We start from the raw sequence: 18,696 nt of genomic DNA on the forward strand, positions 1-18,696 counted from the left end.
ATCACTTCTATCGATGCGTCATCGCCGTCCGCGAGCGAACCGGAGCGACCACGGAAGTCCTGACCCCCGACTTCGTCCACTGCAAAGACGCCCTGGCACGAGTCGTCGAGGCCCGCCCGGACGTTTTCAATCACAACATGGAAACGGTACCCCGCCTCTACCGACGCGTTCGCGGACCCAAGAGCGACTATGCGTGGACGTTGCAAATGATGCGTGACGTCAAAAAATCGATCCGACCGTCAAAACAAAAAGCGGATTGATGCTCGGCCTGGGCGAGGAACGTGGCGAATTGCTCGACGCCCTGTCTGATCTCCGCGAACACGGCGTCGACTTCCTCACCCTCGGGCAATACCTCCAACCAGGCGACAAATACCTGCCGGTGGTTCGATACGTGCCGCCGGAGGAGTTTGACGAACTCGCGGACTTGGCTCGCAAAATCGGGTTCACCAAAGTCGCGGCTGGCCCCTTCGTACGCAGCAGTTATCACGCCCGGGACATGGCCGAAACCGACGTCTGACTCTCTCCGAGTCTCGATCAGCAGGAAATGAGGAGAACAGACCGCGGAGTTGCGTTGCTCTGGTTACAATCGGTGTCGTTCAGTACAGCGTCACCGCGACATTGTTCTCCAGCACCGTCCACTTTCCCATCCTCACCCGGACATGACGTCATCCGATGAACAACCGCGAGCGGCGATGCCGTGGATCATCGGATTGGTACTGATCGCTGCCGCCGCGATTAATCCGCTTGATATCATCACCGGGGCATCCGAATTCGATCGCGCGACCAGTTCCACAGGCCCGCAAACGCTGATCAAACTCGGGCTGGCCGGCATGGCGACGCTGATCGGATTTCTCGGTGTGTTGCTGAGCCCACGCACCCGCCACCTTCTCAATAGTGTCCCCGGGGCTGCCCTTCTCGCACTCGGGTTTGTCTTCTGCGCGACCAGTGTCTTTGCCGCGCCAACAGTACGCATCATCAGCATCGCATCGGCGCTGATTTTCATGGGCTACCTGCTCTTCATCACCACCGCGTTGGCCACGATCGGTGCCAAGCGGGTCGCGATCTGTCTCGTGCTCGGGACCTCCATCTATCTCTCGTATACCTGGGCGCTTTTTATTCTGCTCCCCGAGAGCGGCACCTTCACCGAGTATGTCAGCGCCACCGAAACCGTTCAGCGGATGGGAGGAACCGGGCACCCCAACACGATCGCGAAAGTCGCCGTGGCAACCGGCCTGCTTGGCCTCGCACTACTGACCGGACGAACGAACCCACCGACGTTGCCGAGCGACGCAGACAATCAATTCGACACATCGCCCCATTCCGTTAGCGACCGGGTCCTTGCGATCGCGACTCGCGGTCCGTGGTGGAACCTCATTTGGACCGGTATCGTCGTGCTGGCTACCGCCACTGTCCTTGCGACGATCAGCCGCACCGCAATCATTGCCGGTTTCGCCGCCGCAGGCATGATGTTGATTGACCGATTTTATGGTCGAGGCGGACTGGCGATTGCCATCGCATCGGTCTCCGCCGCCGCCCTGGTCATTTTCGCGTTCTCACTTTGGTCTGGTGAAGGCCCATTTTCCGAATCCACTGTTACGGTGGTCACCAAGAGCGGCGATGTCGAAGAACTCACCTCTCTGACCGGTCGGACGGTCATCTGGAAAGAAGCCGTCGATCTCATCGCGGAGCGTCCGCTAACCGGATGGGGACTCGATAGTGCAGCGTCCGTCATGAGCAAGGAAGCCACAGGCACCCACAATCTACTGTTGCACATTTCTTTTTCAGCCGGCATGGTCGCATGTCTTTTGCTCCTGGGCCTGCTCGGATGGTCTTTGATTTTCGGCGCAACCTCGGGCTATGAATGGATACGAGGTGTGACCGTCTTTGTCCTCGTCTCAGGACTAGTCGAAGACACAATCTTTGAATCCTTTCCAACCATGCTGACCCTCATTTGGATCGTTGCGTTGTTGGCGCCCAACATGGTCTACATGCAACGAACCGAAACGCAACCTCTGCAACCAAGTGACCGCCAGTGAAAACCGAGTGCAGGAACTGATTTTGCCGGCATGAGCAAGCCTCGTCAGAACAACTTCGACCTTCTACGCCTCGCACTCGCGTTGATGGTCGTGCGTTGCCATGCGGCTTTGGTAGGTTGGTCCTTACCATGGACGGAAGACCATTACTTTCTCGGAGGTCGATGGGCGGTTCAATGCTTCTTTGTCATTTCGGGTTACTTGATTTTTCAATCGTGGGACAGACAACCGCGATTGAAAAATTACATCGAGAAACGGGCACGCCGCATCCTTCCGGCCTACGTCGCCGTTTTGCTCGCCTGCACGTTTGGCCTGAGTCTTCTCAGCACACTCGACATCGATGAGTATTTTCGCAGCTCCGAAGTGTACGCCTATTTGTTCTCCCATCTAGCGTTCGTGGGATTCTTGCAGAACACGCTCCCCGGCGTGTTTGAAGACAACTACACGGCCTATGTCAACGGACCGCTTTGGACGATCAAAATCGAAGTCATGTTCTACGCAGCGGTGCCGATCATCGACTACTTCACGCGGCAACTGAACCTTCGAACGCGATCGGGCCGGCTCTGGATCTTTGCGTTGATCTATGCGCTCGCCATTGTGTGGAACGCGGGATTTGACCACCTGGGACACACCACTGAAAGGACTCTTTACGACAAAATCTCCGAGCAATTACCTGGACAAATGTCCTTCTTTGTCGCTGGTGCCCTCTTGTACTACTACCGCCCCTTCTTTGAGCGCCACCTCATTTGGGCAACCATTGTTTCCGCCGGTATCGTAGCGGCGTATTTTTGGACTCATTCGGTCTGGGCGTATGCGGCGTACCCGTTGGCATTGGCGGTCTGCGTCATTTGCTTTGCAAACCACTTCTATTACCTCGGTAATTTTGGACGCTACGGAGACTTCTCCTATGGTCTGTACATCCTCCATTACCCAATTCTGCAGATCATTGCCGCCCTTTCTCTCCCACTATCGCCCCCGGTTCAATTCGCCGTCGGTCTGACGATTTCTCTCGTCGCCTCGGTCATCTCTTGGAAATGGATTGAGTCTCGTTGGCTGTTGCCGTCATCGCACTATGTCATCGCGACTCAGCAGGAAAACGAGGAACGTTAATAGCCATCGACGCCCCACGTCGCTACCGGTTCGTTTCCCTTGATTCTGCATCGACCACTCGAGGGCGACGCATTTCACTGCCAGACATTTTGTGCAGCTTATCCCCGAGCGTCTTACGATAACTCTGGGCTTCCTTGCTTAAGAATGACACGACTTCCGGATACATATCGATCACATTGTTCGTTTCGGCCGGATCGTTATCAAGATCGTAAAGTGCCAACTCGGCGTTTCGCATTTGGTACCGACTCGGCATGCCGTCGGCGCCTCCTTTCTCACCCGCGAGGGTTCGGTACCGATGCGGGAAAACGAGTTTGAAACGTTCATTGCGAACCGTTTGCAGTTGGCCTCCACCGTAGTATCCCACCAGCGAGCGATGCGGAGTCGTTGCATTGTCCGCCCCACTCATCAAATCGAGGATCACTTTACCGTCGAGCTTCCTCTCCGGAATCGCGCCACCGACTAATTGCACAATCGTCGGCAATAAGTCAATCGTCGAACACAAATCATCGCAACTCGAACCGGGTGGAATGCGTCCGGGCCAGTGCATGATCGTCGGTTCGCGGCAACCGCCTTCCCACATGGTCCCTTTTCCCTCACGCAGATCTCCCGCACTGCCTGCGTGGCTCCCGTAGGACAACCACGGACCATTGTCACTCGTAAAGATGACGAGTGTGTTGTCGGCATGAGGACTCTCTTCAATCGCACGAAGAATCTCGCCGACGGACCAATCCACCTCCATCATGACATCACCGAACCTACCCGCCCCACTCTTTCCCGCAAATCGCTCGGAAACATAGAGTGGCACGTGAACCATCGGATGCGGAAGATACAAAAAACATGGTTGTCCACTTTTCGAATCGCGAATAAATTCGACGCTTCGCCGAGTCAACTCCACCGTCATCTGCTCTTGATCGGCGGGTTGCACGTCTGGGTTAACCACATGCATTTTCTCGCCCGCGCGTGCCTCCAAGAGCGGCAACGGCGGCCAGTTACCAGGATCCAATGGATCGATCCTACGCCGCCGCACGGTATCGGGGTGAAGCGGCCACATGTCGTTGCTGTACGGGATCCCGTAAAACTGATCGAACCCCTGGTGATGAGGCAAGAACGACTCGAGGTGTCCGAGATGCCATTTCCCGAAGCATGCCGTGCGATAGCCCGTCGATTTACAGACCTCCGCAATCGTTGTTTCATCAGGATCCAAACCGATACGGGACTTCGGTCCGAGCGCCCCGGAAATCCCAACCCGACGATGACAGCATCCCGTCAGCAGTGCCGCTCGTGACGCCGAGCAAACCGCAGAGGACACTACAAAATCGGTGAAACGCCGACCCTCATCCGCCATCCGATCGAGATTCGGCGTGGGATACGCGGTCGCGCCGAACGGACCAATGTCCGCATACCCCATGTCGTCCATGAAAATCAGAACGATGCTCGGACGCTGACCGCGCAGATCGTGCTCAGCATCAACCTCGACTTCATTCGCAGGGCTCGATAGCATCCCCAACAAAAGGGAACAAACAACGCTTCGAGTAAACCTGCACGGGAGCGGTCGCATCATCGTTTTCAGCCAAGGCGTGCGTGTGACTTTGTAACAAAACTCAACGCAGCCACCATAATCAATCCACGAGGGTACGTGTTGCACCGGTCGCCCACGCATCCACCCCTTGAACAAAACCACGCACAACTACGGGGCCACTCCAATGGTCGGGCAACGAAATCACTGCGTTCTTCATCTCGCTCGTTCCCACCGGCAGTGAAACTTGACCGAGCGTACAACCGTGCGGGTCATCCGGGTAAGACGCCGTGACCTCCTGGCCACTCGCCGTCGCGGTCAACGGACGATCAATGCAAATCGTCAACGTACCGGCAATCGGGCTGGTAACACTGACACAAACCGTCTTCGTTGATTCCTGCTTTTCGAGTTCGCCGTTTTCCTCCTCGTCTCCCGCCTCTATACGAATTGCCAACTTCTGTGGGCGTTGCAAACGTAGCGTCGGATCACCCAACAAATGATACAGCCCCGCGTGCTCTCGACGCTCCTCCTCCAGGTCGCTGCCCGCCGGCGACATCAACCCTGCCAATCCATCTACCATCATTTGCGTCGTAGATACCGGTGGTGTGTTCTTCTGCGCCGCGCCATCACCGGAGGTTTGTTGTTGCAAACGTTGCACTGACGCCAACATCGCATCTCCGAGTCGTTCGGACGATAAACCATCACCGCCAGGCGAATATGCCGACTCCAATAACCCGAGACCGAACCGTGCATTTCCATACGGCATCGTCAAGCGACTCGCTGCGATCACGGCAATCGGTCCGCCCGAGGCGAGCAACATGCGTTCCGAGAGACAATCACCGGGCGCGTCAAAAGCACCCGCGTAGCACGCGAGTAGAACCGCGATCGGAGCTCGATTCGGATTGCCCGCCAACTGCCGTGCCGTTTCGTTGTTGAGCAAAGACTCCACCTGCCATTGCGGCGAGGCATTGCGAGACGCACCTGATTGCGACAACGCCCCCGCGTCGTCCCTAGCACGCGTGAGGAAATCAAGACGATCGACGCTGCCATGTCCAGCGTAGACCCAAAAGCGAGCCCCGCTTCGATACCGCTGCATCACCGCATCAAAAAACGAATCCCCGTCGGGACAAAACGCGTGCCCAGGACTGGCGTAGGCAATCTGCGGTTTCGCATCCGCAGGCAGAACACTCGTCAGTACTGTCCGAGTGACCGATTCGATTGCACCGTCGATCAACGTTCCGAACCCACCAACACCGGCCGTCAACTGCAGGCATCGTCGCCAAGAACTGAAGTCGCTCGAAGACTCGTAGGCCGAGATTCGAGAAACCAACTCTTCGAGTTGCTCCGGGGCATTGACTGGTAGACGTCCGACTGCAGCATTCGCGACACCATCACCATCAAAATCCGTGTAGGGAACGTCCGTGGGATAGGTCGGCGTGGAACCGTGCTGCGACGTCACACGACTTTTTAAGTAGTGCGTTGGAATTTGACGGTCCGTGTTCGCAACCGATTGACCTTGCGGTCGAAACGGCGGAGCGTCTCCGACGAGAAGCAAGTAACGGGTCTGCGAGGTCGCCGTCTGTCTGATCTTCTCAGCCATCGCACCATTGGTTGCTTCGGGTGAGCAGAACGAAAGCGCCAGACCTTCTCCGCGTCGCAGTTCGCACCAAGGTGACAAGGCGTCACGATATTCGGCACCGCAAACGACCACCACATCCGCAGCATTCACTGCGGGCGACGCCAGCAAACCAAATGCAATCAACCCTCCGGCAACAACGGCACAAAGCGCACGGGTGTACCGAGTGTTTTCGTTTGGTCCGCTGATTTTCAATGTGCTTAAACTCATCGCCATCCCTGAGTCCTCATCATACGCCATTTGATTTGTCACTGACCGTGCCTTCGCCGCCGAAGAGAATCCAACCGTGACAATCGAAACCAACCGCGAACATCCAACCCGCAATCATCTAGTCCGCGAGCGACTCACCCGCCGGTTTAACATCGTCGAGTGCATGTCCGGCAAGTTCCCCTCGATAACGGCACGCTTCGAGAAAGGATTCGAGAAGCACCTGAGCCGCGATCGCATCAATTCGTTTCTTAGTTTTCTTACGGGTCGTTTTGCTTTGACGAATCTTTTGATTCGCCGCAACCGTCGTGAATCGTTCGTCGAACAACCGAGTCGGTAATCGGGTCACCCGCTGCAACCATTCGGCGAACTTTCTCGCCTCGACGCTCTTGTCGCTCTCCCCTCCGTCGCAGTGAATCGGAAGCCCAACAACCCACGCGGCGACCCGCTCGCTGGAGGCGAGTTTGCTGAAATAATCCTCATCCGCTTCGTACCCACCGGCGTCCGGCTGAGTTACCGGATGCACCTCCAACGGACTGGCCAAAATTCGATCCGGGTCACATATCGCGATTCCGATCCGCACGGTTCCGTAGTCAACCGCCGCGATACGACCTTCGGTCGGGAATTGGGACGTCGGCAAAGGGGATATCTCGTCATTCATACGCACTAGTCAACGCAAGGTTCATCAACACGTCAACGCCGAATATCGATTTCTCGGCGTGTGGCTCCTTATTTCAGGTCATCCGACGGACCCTAGGCCAGTAAATCGCTTGATTGTTCGCCAAACGCAATTTCAATAGATCGATCGAGTCGTTCTCGCAACAACGCCATTTGATCCGCACTCAGACTCTGTCCGATCATGCTCGCCAGATGCAAACAGGCGATCAGAAATGCACCAATCGGAACCACCGCGAGAGACCAGGGCGAGTACCCGAGCGTCCACTGCACGTATCCCACAATCATCGCCAACCCCATCAAGATCGCCACAACGAAATAAATCGCGATGAACATCGTCCATACCTCAGGGCGTGGAGAAAATCTCGCAAAGAGCTTTACCCCGGAATCCGTTTCGCTGAACTGAGCCGACAAATGCGGCGACCAAAACCTTCGTTCGGCGCGAGCAATTTTGAAATCAAACACGGAACCTGCCGACTCCGCCAAGCCCCGCAGTTCGTCGCTAGCGATCGCCGTTTTCAACCGCTCGATGGCCTGTTTCTGTTCGACCGGAACGTCAATCGTGAAGGCAGGTTGGAGCTGAAAAATCTTTAACACGTTGCGACTCAAACTGGACGTTTAACACCAACCCCACTGAAACCCGGACCGATCGTTCTGCGAAAACGACGTCTTACTAAGACGTTATATGATGATGCTTCTGCAGCTCCGCGAACGCCTGAGGCTCGAGCAACCGTCGCAGTTCAAACAATCGCTGATCCGCCTTGCGAAGACGCCGACTGACCTCCCGCCCCAAATTCATCATGATCATGGTGTATTGCTGCAGATCCTCTTGACATAAACCGGCAATCGATTTTCGAGAAACCTCGATCGCGCAGCATTCTGTGATTGCGATCACCGATGCGGAACGTTTCTGAAAATCAATGAGCGCCATTTCACCGAAACAGTCACCAGGTCCGAGCGTGCTGAGCGGCACCTGTTTTCCTTCCCATTGTCGCAACACGTTCACTTTGCCTGACTCCAAGACAAACAATGATTCACCCGTGTCACCTTCGGTAAAGAACTCTTCTCCCGCTGATTTCTGAATGTCATCGGACTCATGCAGGATTCTCTCGAGAGAGTCTTCACGCATTCCGCCAAATGCCGCCATCCGGCGGAGCAATTCGATTCGCGTGGCTGTCACTCTCGCTCCCTTTCTAACAATAGGCGTGTTAGGGGATCCGATCTGTATGAGACCAATCTCCGCAAAAGCTTCTTATCAAACCCTTGCAAACTCATTCTACAGTCTGCGCGAATCACGTGCGACAATTTTCATACCCGCCAACCTGCCATGCGGCCTGTCGAATCGACGCGGCATAGCAATTCGTCGTTCGACTTAGGTTTGCGTATCGCGACTGGTCGTGTTGCTGATGTCCGTTCCGATCGTGGGCAACACCATTCGAAACAAAGCACCGCCACCGGTAGCGTTTTGGACTTCGACACTCCCGCCATGTTCCTGCATGATTTTTGCGGTCACGGGCAAACCGAGACCTGTGCCACGGGCCCCCTTTTTCGACTCAAAGAGCGAAAAGATCTGATCTCGTTCATCCTCATCCACCCCTTCGCCGTCGTCCTCCACATCAACGATCCACCCCAGCACCGCATCGAAGCGACTACGAACCCGCACGCATGACACCGCTGCATCAATCGCATTGGTGATCAGATTCAATAAAGCTCGGTGAATCGCGTCGGGATCAAAACTGGCGATCGGCAGGTCATCGTCGAGGGCGTTTTGCAATTCAATTTTGGATTCTCTGGCTCGGCCCTGCATCAATTCCACGACGTCTCGAATTGTCTCGTTCAGGTCCGCGTCGACACGTTGGGGTTCGCGTTCTTTCGAAAACGTCAGCATGTCCAAAACAAGATTGCTGATGCGTTCTTGGTTGCGATCGACAATCGCCCACCCACGCCGAATTGCCTCAGTATCATCCTTCGCGAGGCCCGACTCAATCAGATAGCTACCGCCTCGAACACCCTGCAGAATATTTTTGATGTGATGAGAAAGCGTCGCGATCGTCTGCCCCATCGCCGCCAATCGTTCTCCCTGCAACAGCGCAGAATAGTAGAACGTGTCTTCAATCGCCAACGCCGCTTGGTGCCCGATCGCTGTAATCAATTTCAGGTGATCATCATGAAAACGTGTGGCCCCTTTTTTCTGTATCCACTCGCCCGGCGGTGTGTACGTGTCAACGTATAGCGCACCGACCACGTCGTAACGACCCTGCAAAGGGACACACAACGCTTCACGAACGCCGCCTTGAACGATCGAAGCCGCGTTATCAAAACGCTCGTCATCGACGGCATCACTCGTACGCACGCCTTCCTTTCTTTGCAACACGTAGTCAAGGATCGTATGACTGATGGTGATGCGTCCAGGAGGCTTACTCGGTTTGCCGGACTTCGACTTCGTCGGCTTACTCTGCTCCCGATCACAACGGGCGGCCGGGGTCAAACGTTTGGACTCCGGGTCACGCAACATCACGCAACCTCGGTCGGCTTCCACCCAATCGAAAATCAACTTCAAGACACGGTCGAGGACTTCATTCAGATCGTCGGTCCGTCCCACCGCCAACGCCGTTAAGTACATCACCTCGAGAGACTGATCGGTGTCTAGGAAACTCTTCGTTGTCTCAGAATGGGAATGAACCAGCGACGATACCGATGAATCTGTGTCAGGTTCATCGACGATGGTGTCCGCGATCGTCGTAACCGGACCGTCGACTTTTTCCTCGACCGTGGGCTGTTTTTTCGCTTTGGCAGACGAGCGATCGTCCTCGCCGGGCGAGTCCGAACCTGCGAGCGTTTTCTTCAGCCGAGCGATCTCAGACACGCTCGGGTTCCTCCCGCGGGTCACGCCCCCATGCGAGAAGGACGAGACGATCCGACTCGCGTCACCGGCACGAACCTGGCGAACAATGTCGACACCGTGAGCCGCGTCCATCGCCGCGACGTTTCCGCCGCCGGTAAAAATCAGAAGCGTGCCGCCAATCTCAACTCGATCACCGCTGACGAGCTCCCGCCGTGCGACGCGTTCGCTATTGACGAAGGTCCCGTTGCTGCTGCCCAAATCAATCAGTTCGAACCGTCCGCGGGCCGGATCGCAGCGAATTTCTGCGTGACCACGAGACGCCTCGTTGTCGAGCAATTGAATATCGTTGGTTGAATCGCGTCCCAGCCGAGTGACCGGCGCGGCAACTTGGAAGTGCTTGCCCTGGTCACGTCCTCGAATCACGAACAACGAGGCCATCTTGAAGTCGTTCCTTTGAGTTTCACGCAAAAAGCGGTTGCGAGTACCGATAATTTCACTGCCGGGCCCCCAAGATAACTTGTCATCGACGTGGATGTTTGACTACCGTCGCACTTTTCGATATCGACCTCACGAGCCCATTCGCTCGAACTTCTCGATACTGACCATGCATAGCCTCCGATTGCACCGAAATTGCCGTCGTCACGACCGCGAAAAGGCGAGCGCGGGCGGCAGTTACGCATTTCTGCTCGGGTGTCTATTGAGTTGTCTACTCGGCTGTCAAACAACCGCACCGATTCATTTATGGCAACCGCCCCAGCTCGCGTCGGTCGCCGGTGAGTCGATTGTTCTAATGGAAATCGCGGGCCCGGATCAAACCGCCACGGGCCTGCAGCAAGAACTGCTAGAACAAACTCAGCCAAGTAAGAAAAATCGAACCGGCCAGCCTCCCGCCTCCGCGGTCTCGTTCCTACTGCCCGATCAATTGACCGACGAGTCGACAATCCGGCTCGTTTCGGCAGTCGACAACGAACCGAGTGACCTCGCAGTTGCAGCGGCAGCCCGTCGATCGGGATTGCGGTACCTGATGCGTGGTCAAATCATGCACGCCACCGGAAACCCTCGCTCAGACGAAAGGCTCAGCGTGGTTTGGAAATTGGTCGGTCTCGACGATGACTGCCCAACCGAGGGGATGCCGATCTCGATCAGCCAGAAAGAGATCGAGCAAAGACACCCTGACTTGATGGCAATCACCGATCCTCATGTGCGTTTGCAAAAAGCGATGATTCGCGAAACGCTTAGTTTGCTGAATCAATCCGTCGTTCGAGAACTCGTCACGCTCGCGGAGCCTCGTTACAGCCTTGGTAGCAAGGCGGTTCGTCGCGGCAACGAACTCGCCCGACTAGGAAATTGGCCAGCCGCTGAGAAAATTTGGACGGAAACGCTCGAACGCCGTCCGGGCCAGGTCGCCGCCTGGATCAACGCGTCTATCGCCGCCGCAGCGAGGCAAGACTTCGAAGAAGCAAAGCGGCGAATCACTCGCGCGATCCAGCTTTCCGCTTTCTCGCCGGTCAACCGTGACCTCGCGAAAGAAACCCTCGTCTGGCTCGAACTGCAACAACGCGAATATCACGAAACATTCGGACTGCCCGATCCTCCCGGAGGATGGCGCGTCACCCATAGTGCAGCCTCGACATCGTCGCAGCCCAACTAGAGCGGTGGCCTGCCCGGCAAACCGCCGGATACATCAGCCTTTCGCATTGCCACTCGCAACTTCGCACTTCGACTCCTCGGGTTCTCGCGAACCTCTTCTTCCGAAGGACGCAACGGCTTCTTCGTCAGAATCTCCCACCGGTCGTCGTTGCGGAATGCATTCTTGACGATACGGTCTTCCAACGAGTGAAAACTGATTGCGGCGATTCGTCCACCCGGTGCAATCCAATCCGCCGCCGATGCCAACGTCCGCTCCAAGATTCCCAGTTCATCGTTGACAACAATTCGCAGCGCCTGGAAAGTCCGCGTTGCCGGATGGATATCGTGATTCTTCGATCGAGGAACACACCGACGGCAAATCTCAACGAGATCACCGACCGTTTTCACCGGTGACCGTTCCTTCGCACGCAAACAAATTTGTCGGGCAATGCGGCGGCTGAATCGCTCCTCACCGAATTGATAAATCGCGTCGGCGATTTCCTTCTCGCCATGAAAAGCTAACCACTGGTGGGCAGGCAAATCCGACTCCGGATCAAACCGCAAATCGAGCTCCGCGTCCGGCAACGTAAAACTGAATCCACGATCTCGATCGGCGAGCTGGTCACTCGATAATCCGAGATCGAGAACGAACGCATCCGCATGAGTACGATCACAGTGGGCCAATGCCGCCGGAGCTTTCTCGTAGCTGCCTAGAAACAGTTCGACTTTCGGATCACTCCCCGGACCGCCAGGCACATCATCGCGTTGGATCACCGACGGATCCCGATCCATGCCGATGACCAAAGGACTCGGTAGATTCGATGCCCCATCGTCTGGCAAAACATCACGCAACAAACGTGTGTGCCCCCCTCCTCCATAGGTCCCATCGACGATAGTTCGTGGGTTCGCCTCCGAAACCCAATGCACGATTTCGAACGGCATGACGGAAACATGTTCAATAGTCACTGCCGGGCCAACTCAAGCACGTGAAAGGGGACACGGATCTTGCCGCGGATCGTTCCAGCCCAAACTCTACGCACCTTTGCAGGGCAGGGACAAAGGACGAACGTAAGCAAACAGTCGCTGGGATACCGCAATGGCATGTTCGCGTGATCATTGGATAACCGACTCCGGGACTCGCTGCAGACGTCCTTCCCGATCGATCACCGCGAGCGTGACGGTTGCTTCGACGAGCACCTTTCCGTCACGAGCGATTACGTATTCGTGAACAATCTTCGCTGCGGTGACTTTCGCGATCCGAGTCGTTACCTGGATCTCGTCGTCATACTTTGCCGACATTCGATACCGGCAATCAACATGCACAACGACTACGAATAAGCCAGCCGCTTCGACATCGCGATACCGTCCGCCTGCAGAGCGAAGAAATTCGGTACGGCCGATTTCAAAGTATCGAAGGTAGTTGGAATGATGAACAAACCCCATCGGGTCACATTCATCATATCTCACTCGTAAGGTGATGGTTTGTTCTTTGTTCTCGGACATGAGTTCAGATGCCGCCCCGTCGCCCCAATCGAAAGTTTAGAAACGGGGGCAGAATAGCAGCATGCCGGTTTCACTTCCACGCAGGGTCAATACGTTTCGCGATGAACCGGCATCAGACAATGCCTAGCAACACGACCAACACCTTCACAAACCCATCGGAAAACGACAGCAAACGCCGAACGCCCGATGAGTTCTCAAACCGAATTCAGAACCACGGCACTAAGATCCGTACCACTGGCCGCCTTGCTGACGAACCAAGCTTTCGAGGGCGTTCAATTCAGAGTCAGGGTGGTGGATCAACAACCAACTGACCTTTCCGTCATGATGATTCTCGAACGCAGATTGCTTGATCGCTTGGACGCAATCGAACGCGGATGATTGTGCGAACGCGTCATCGGCAGGAATCGCTAACACCAAATTGTGGCATTCTCGATAGACTTCGTCTGCAAAGAACTGATCTGCGATCTCTTTCATTCGGTCGGTCGAAACCACTTTGCAGTTGATCGCAACAATGCACCGTTCAGGGAACTCAAGAGTGCGAAATAAACGGCGACGCATGTGAGCCATTTCCTCGCTTTGCGTGCTCGACACGGGCGACGAGTTCGCCAATGTGACAACTGCCGATTCAGGCGGGTTCACAGCAACTGAAGATGGTGAGAAACCAAACGCTGCACCCGACCGATTCGGGTCAATCACAGATGTATCCATTTTTTAAATCCACGGAGGACGAAACGGGATGATACGCCACACCCCTCCAACGGTCCGTCGATTATAGCAATCTTCGTACCGCGAAGGCTAGTTTCCGCTGCTTGTTTGCTAACCCACCTTTAACCAGCTCCAATGGTGATATGAACCAATCAACCCAACTCGACGACGCAACCTCAGCAATTCAATTGGCGGAAGAATTACTGATCGCCGCGCAAAAACTACAAACCCCGCAAGAACGTCGACAACAAGCCGAACTGAATCGGATGATCGATCACGATGCAGACAAGGCGACGTTGGTGGAGATGACCGACCAAGCGTTCCGAACCAACACCCCCGCGCGGGTCGCCGATCAACTCTCGTTCCTACTCGACGTGCAGGGCATCCCTCGCTTCTTCAGTCCCGTTGAGCAAGCCATGCTCCGAGGGTTTCAGTCTTTCGGTGAATACCTTCCGGGCGTCGCGGTCCCGTTGGTCAAAGACAAGATGCGTCAGGAAACGGCCAACGTGATCTTGCCCGCCGAACCGGAACTCCTGGTCAAACACCTTCAGAAACGACAAGAGTCTGGCGTTTCCATGAACGTCAATTTGCTCGGCGAAGCCCTCCTCGGTGAGGACGACGCGCGGGGCCGGTTGCAAACCTACATCCATTTGCTGCGTCTTCCAGAGGTTCGCTGTCTCTCGGTCAAACTCACCACGCTCTATAGCCAGGTCTCTTCGCTCGCCTACGAACACACCATCAGCATCGTGTCGGACCGGCTCGAGTCGCTCTATCGAAACGCAAACCACCATTCACCGGCGAAGTTTGTCTACCTCGACATGGAGGAATACAAAGACCTCCACCTCACCGCTGACGTGATGAAACGGACGCTCGACCGACGCGGCCTCGAACAAACCGCGGCAGGTATCGCGCTGCAGGCATACGTTCCCGATTCGTTCGGCGTCATGCAAGATCTGATCGAGTGGTCGAAAAATCGTGTCCAAAATGGCTGCCGACCGATCACCGTCCGGCTCGTGAAAGGGGCGAACTGGGAAATGGAACGGGTCGACGCGAGCGTGTCGGGCTGGCCGATGGCTCCCTACGTTCACAAAATCGAAACCGATGCGAACTACAAAAAAATGCTACGCCGCCTGCTCGAGGCGGCCGCGGATGGGTACGTGCGAGTCGGCGTCGCTTCTCACAACCTGTTCGACGTCGCCCTGGCGATGAATTGGTGCGCCGAAATGGATTGTTCGGAAAACGTCCAATTCGAAATGCTCGAGGGAATGGCGAACCATCAACGCCGCGCGATCACCAATCGCGACGTCCCGATGCTCCTCTATGCCCCGGCCTGCCGAAGAGTCGATTTTCTCAACGCGATCGGCTACCTCATCCGCCGACTCGACGAAAACACAGGCCCGGAAAACTTCTTGAGGCACTCGTATTCGCTGCAACCCGGTTCGGAAACCTTCCAACGCCTCGCCGAAGGGTTCGAAAAGTCTCTCGAAATGATGGAGACCGTGTCGGTCGAGCCCAGAAACAAGCAAGATCGCGCCACTCCGCCCACCCAACCCGATCCCGCACCTCATTGGACACAGTTCGTCTGCGAACCAGACACGGATTGGTCTCTGCCACACAATTCTCAGTGGGCGTCCAACATCCTCGCCTCCTGGAAAGAACGGTGTGACGAAAACGCCGTGGATATCCGACCGGTATTGGCCGTCGACGCATCGAAAGATTCGGACGACCACGTCTGGCAACCTTCCTATGACATCTCTCGACCAGAAAAACTCGTCTGCCGGGTACGCCAAGCCACGGCGCCAGAGATTCACAGTGCTATCGATGCCATTGATGAGAAAAATCAATGGGCAGAAAGGCCGCTGTCGCGACGGTACGAAATTCTGCGAAAAGTGGCACAACTGCTTCGCGAACGTCGTGGCGATCTGATCGGTTCCATGGTCGCCGACGCCGGAAAAACAGTCGCCCAAGCCGATCCGGAGGTCAGCGAAGCGATTGATTTCTGCGAGTTCTATCCGTTGACCATGGTCGATTGGGCCGATCGACCAACACTCGAAATCGAGCCCCGCGGAATCGTTGCGGTGATCACCCCGTGGAATTTTCCGCTGGCGATCGCCTGTGGCGGCATCGCCGCGTCCTTGGCCGCTGGCAACCAAGTGATTCTGAAACCTTCTGCGGAAACCATTTTGCCTGCGTATCTGCTTTGCGAGGCCTTCTGGGAAGCCGGCGTTCCTGTCGACGCATTGCAGTTTGCTCCCTGTCCGGATCATGTCGCCGAGGAAACGCTTGTCGTCAATCCAAAGATCGACACCGTCATCCTCACCGGTGGTACCGAAACCGCCAAACGGATGCTGAAAGTTCGTCCCGACCTGCATCTTCTCGCAGAAACAGGTGGAAAAAACGCCACCATCGTTACCGCCATGGCCGACCGTGACCTCGCGATCAAACACGTCCTCTACTCCGCGTTCGGACACAGCGGCCAGAAATGCAGTGCAACATCGTTGTTGCTGCTCGAAGATGAAGTCTTTAATGATGAATCTTTCCGAGAACACCTCGCCGATGCCGTGCGAAGCCTGCACGTCGGGTCGGCGTGGGATCTCCACACAATGGTCACACCGTTAGTATCGGTACCAAACGACGAACTCACCCGAGGCCTACGAGAACTGGATGACGACGAATCGTGGCTAGTGATGCCGGAACACGTCGACGGGAACCCCACCCTGTACCGACCCGGCGTGAAATGGAACGTCAAACCGGGCAGTTTCTCTCACACCACGGAGCTTTTTGGTCCCGTTTTGAGTGTCATGAAGTACGGCCGACTCGAAGAAGCAATCAATATTGTCCGATCAACCGGCTACGGCCTCACGAGCGGACTCGAATCCCTCGACAAACGAGAAATCGAATTGTGGAGAGAGACCACTCCAGCAGGAAACCTCTATATCAATCGACCCACAACCGGCGCGATCGTCCTCCGCCAGCCGTTCGGCGGAGTCGGGATGAGCGCCTACGGACCAGGGCTCAAAGCCGGAGGTCCGCACTATGTCCTCGCGTTGTGCAAAATCAACGACAGCAGCAATGCGAATGAACAGGGAATGATCGCAGGAAACACCGACATTGATTCCGAACACCCACCACTCGATCGCTTCACCGATTGGGTTCATCGCAGCCCGCACAACGAAACACTTTCGAGCGCCGAGAAGAAAATACTCCTAGACTCGGTTCTCAGTTGCCGCAAGGCAGCTTTTGAGGAGTTTGGAAAAGAGCACGACACGTTTCAACTCGTCGGGCAAGACAACATCCGGCGCTATCAAGCTGCCGCCGATCTCACCCTTCGAGTCGAATCCGCCACAACATCCGAAATAGAAAACCGACGCGTTAAAACCATCGTCGCAATCGCGGCAGCAACGGCGGTTTCCGCCCAACTGACACTCTCCATTGATCCTGAATTGCCAAAAGAAGAGCGTCAACGGATCGAGTCGATCGCCGACTGGCTACCAGGTCTGATTGAACCGCTGGAAGAAACGACCGACGAATTGACCAAACGGATCAATGACGGCCGCGTTTCCAGGCTACGAAGTGTTTCGAGACTGGACGTCGGCCCGATTCGGACCGCATGTGCCGAGAACTTTGTTTCCATTATCGACGAGCCAGTGCTCGCCGACGGTCGCATCGAATGCCTGCGCTACATCAACGAACAGTCGATTAGCAACGACTACCACCGATACGGAAACCTTGGCCGCCGACAACAACCATAACCGCGTGAGCTCAGAACGAGGAAACTCTGGGACTCTGCAGACAATCAACTGCCCCATTTTGATACACGCATCGCTCTCAACCCAAGTACCGGGGCGGGAGCTTTGTTTTGCGCCGCGAATTCATGGCCGTTCGATCAATCCGAACAACAACGTGGGACAAAGTACCGGTACTTTGTAGCGTCTGAACTTGGCTACCAAATTCTACGAAACACTATCGCTTCAAAACACGAAGCGATAGGCGGTTTGCGTGAATCCACCGGCCCGATCCCGTTCATACCATCGCCCGATCGACAAGTAGAACGAACCGAATACGAACAGAGTCAAAGGGGGCGGCGCTATGTCAGGACGGCAAGCAGAATTCTCATTCTCCAACCTCGAAGAGGCTGCCCAAATTCGTGGGATGCGGGTGATCTGGCAAGTTTAGGGCCACCCCCGTTAGGGCTTGCGGCTTATTTTGATTCCCGTCCCCAGAACGTTGCCCTGGGCTGAATAAAAATGCACCTCCGGGGAATCGAGAGATTTCCGGCACCCCATCGGGCCGTGAAGAAATCGGGCGCAGGAATGCCGCGACGAGAAATTTGGCCAAACGCAATGAAAGCCGGGCTCTTCATACACAAACCGCCAAGGGGCAGATCGATGTGGTTCACGTCGCGGCGGCTCCTACCGGCCGATTCGACTTCGTCCAGAGCGAATCAAACATCCGTCTTTCGCAAAATGCTCTGACCCGGGACTCCGGGTCAGCAAGCGAATTGAAACCCAGCTGAGCATACGTCAGTTGAAAGTCGATAGGAGAATAGTCACCAACGGCCTCCTCATTCATCTCGATCATGACGCCGTAGTCCGGGCTCCATCAACTCAAAGAGAAACGAATCGGAAGCATTCTTCCGATCTGCAATCTCTACCCTGTCGTACGAATAAGGAACCCTCCGCACTAACGGGACTGCAAAGTCCTTGTACGCTTGACCGAGGACACGGCGATCATTCTTTGGGCAGCTCAAGCTGGGAAGCCGGTCAATGCTCAATCGATCCGTTCGGTGTCGCAGCATCTGAAAGATACCGCTCGGATTGCGCAGCCAATGGTTGCC

At 55.7% G+C, this 18,696-nt stretch carries 13 protein-coding genes and 1 pseudogene; 5 read left to right on the plus strand and 9 right to left on the minus strand.

The genetic code is table 11. The annotated features are described in order from the left end of the window. From RSSM_RS08770 to RSSM_RS08780, 3 genes and pseudogenes are all read left to right on the plus strand, one after another. Nucleotides 1–517, plus strand: a pseudogene (locus RSSM_RS08770) (lipoyl synthase); the annotation flags it as partial. Between the two features lie 142 nt (nt 518–659). After that, a complete protein-coding gene (locus tag RSSM_RS08775; protein ID WP_008676854.1) occupies nt 660–2,036 on the plus strand; it encodes an O-antigen ligase family protein in 1,377 nt (458 codons plus the stop codon). A 30-nt stretch (nt 2,037–2,066) separates the two neighbouring features. Then, nucleotides 2,067–3,143: an acyltransferase family protein gene (locus RSSM_RS08780; protein ID WP_008676856.1), complete on the plus strand. Its 1,077-nt coding sequence runs from the start codon at nt 2,067–2,069 to the stop codon at nt 3,141–3,143. A gap of 22 nt (nt 3,144–3,165) precedes the next feature. Here the strand turns inward: RSSM_RS08780 and RSSM_RS08785 are convergent, their stop codons facing one another. From RSSM_RS08785 to RSSM_RS08810, 6 genes are all read right to left on the minus strand, one after another. Then, nucleotides 3,166–4,644 (minus strand): sulfatase family protein, encoded by a 1,479-nt coding sequence (locus RSSM_RS08785; RefSeq protein ID WP_008676857.1) that lies wholly within the window; start codon nt 4,642–4,644, stop codon nt 3,166–3,168. Between the two features lie 118 nt (nt 4,645–4,762). Then, nucleotides 4,763–6,505, minus strand: a complete 1,743-nt coding sequence (locus RSSM_RS08790) for a C25 family cysteine peptidase (RefSeq protein ID WP_144059666.1) — start codon at nt 6,503–6,505, stop codon at nt 4,763–4,765. Between the two features lie 118 nt (nt 6,506–6,623). Continuing rightward, a complete protein-coding gene (ruvX, locus tag RSSM_RS08795; RefSeq protein WP_008676862.1) occupies nt 6,624–7,163 on the minus strand; it encodes a Holliday junction resolvase RuvX in 540 nt (179 codons plus the stop codon). Between the two features lie 92 nt (nt 7,164–7,255). Further along, entirely contained in the window at nt 7,256–7,774 is a 519-nt protein-coding gene (locus tag RSSM_RS08800) for a hypothetical protein (protein ID WP_144059664.1), read from the minus strand. A gap of 76 nt (nt 7,775–7,850) precedes the next feature. Next, complete coding sequence (locus RSSM_RS08805) at nt 7,851–8,357, minus strand: Crp/Fnr family transcriptional regulator (RefSeq protein ID WP_008676866.1); 507 nt, start codon at nt 8,355–8,357, stop codon at nt 7,851–7,853. A 192-nt stretch (nt 8,358–8,549) separates the two neighbouring features. Further along, a complete protein-coding gene (locus RSSM_RS08810; protein WP_008676868.1) occupies nt 8,550–10,460 on the minus strand; it encodes an ATP-binding protein in 1,911 nt (636 codons plus the stop codon). Nucleotides 10,461–10,626: 166 nt separating this feature from the next. On the opposite strand from RSSM_RS08810, the gene RSSM_RS08815 reads away from it, so the two are divergent. Then, nucleotides 10,627–11,673, plus strand: coding sequence for a hypothetical protein (locus RSSM_RS08815; RefSeq protein ID WP_236621026.1), 1,047 nt, complete (start codon nt 10,627–10,629; stop codon nt 11,671–11,673). Here the strand turns inward: RSSM_RS08815 and rsmH are convergent. The 3 genes from rsmH to RSSM_RS08830 all read right to left on the minus strand — a co-directional run bounded on the left by rsmH (nt 11,670) and on the right by RSSM_RS08830 (nt 13,862). Beyond that, nucleotides 11,670–12,617, minus strand: a complete 948-nt coding sequence (gene rsmH / locus RSSM_RS08820) for a 16S rRNA (cytosine(1402)-N(4))-methyltransferase RsmH (protein WP_261340252.1) — start codon at nt 12,615–12,617, stop codon at nt 11,670–11,672. The genes RSSM_RS08815 and rsmH overlap by 4 nt on opposite strands. 147 nt (nt 12,618–12,764) lie before the next feature. Beyond that, a complete protein-coding gene (locus RSSM_RS08825) occupies nt 12,765–13,154 on the minus strand; it encodes an acyl-CoA thioesterase (RefSeq protein ID WP_044301914.1) in 390 nt (129 codons plus the stop codon). Nucleotides 13,155–13,373: 219 nt separating this feature from the next. Continuing rightward, nucleotides 13,374–13,862 (minus strand): hypothetical protein, encoded by a 489-nt coding sequence (locus RSSM_RS08830; protein WP_044301916.1) that lies wholly within the window; start codon nt 13,860–13,862, stop codon nt 13,374–13,376. Nucleotides 13,863–14,002: 140 nt separating this feature from the next. Between RSSM_RS08830 and RSSM_RS08835 the strand changes: the two genes are divergently transcribed. Further along, on the plus strand, nt 14,003–17,611 hold the full coding sequence (locus RSSM_RS08835; protein ID WP_008676881.1) for a bifunctional proline dehydrogenase/L-glutamate gamma-semialdehyde dehydrogenase: 3,609 nt from the start codon (nt 14,003–14,005) through the stop codon (nt 17,609–17,611). The last annotated feature ends 1,085 nt before the right edge of the window (nt 17,612–18,696 follow it).

It is taken from the genome of Aporhodopirellula sallentina SM41 (genome assembly GCF_000346505.1).
GTDB classification, from domain to species: Bacteria; Planctomycetota; Planctomycetia; order Pirellulales; family Pirellulaceae; genus Rhodopirellula; species Rhodopirellula sallentina.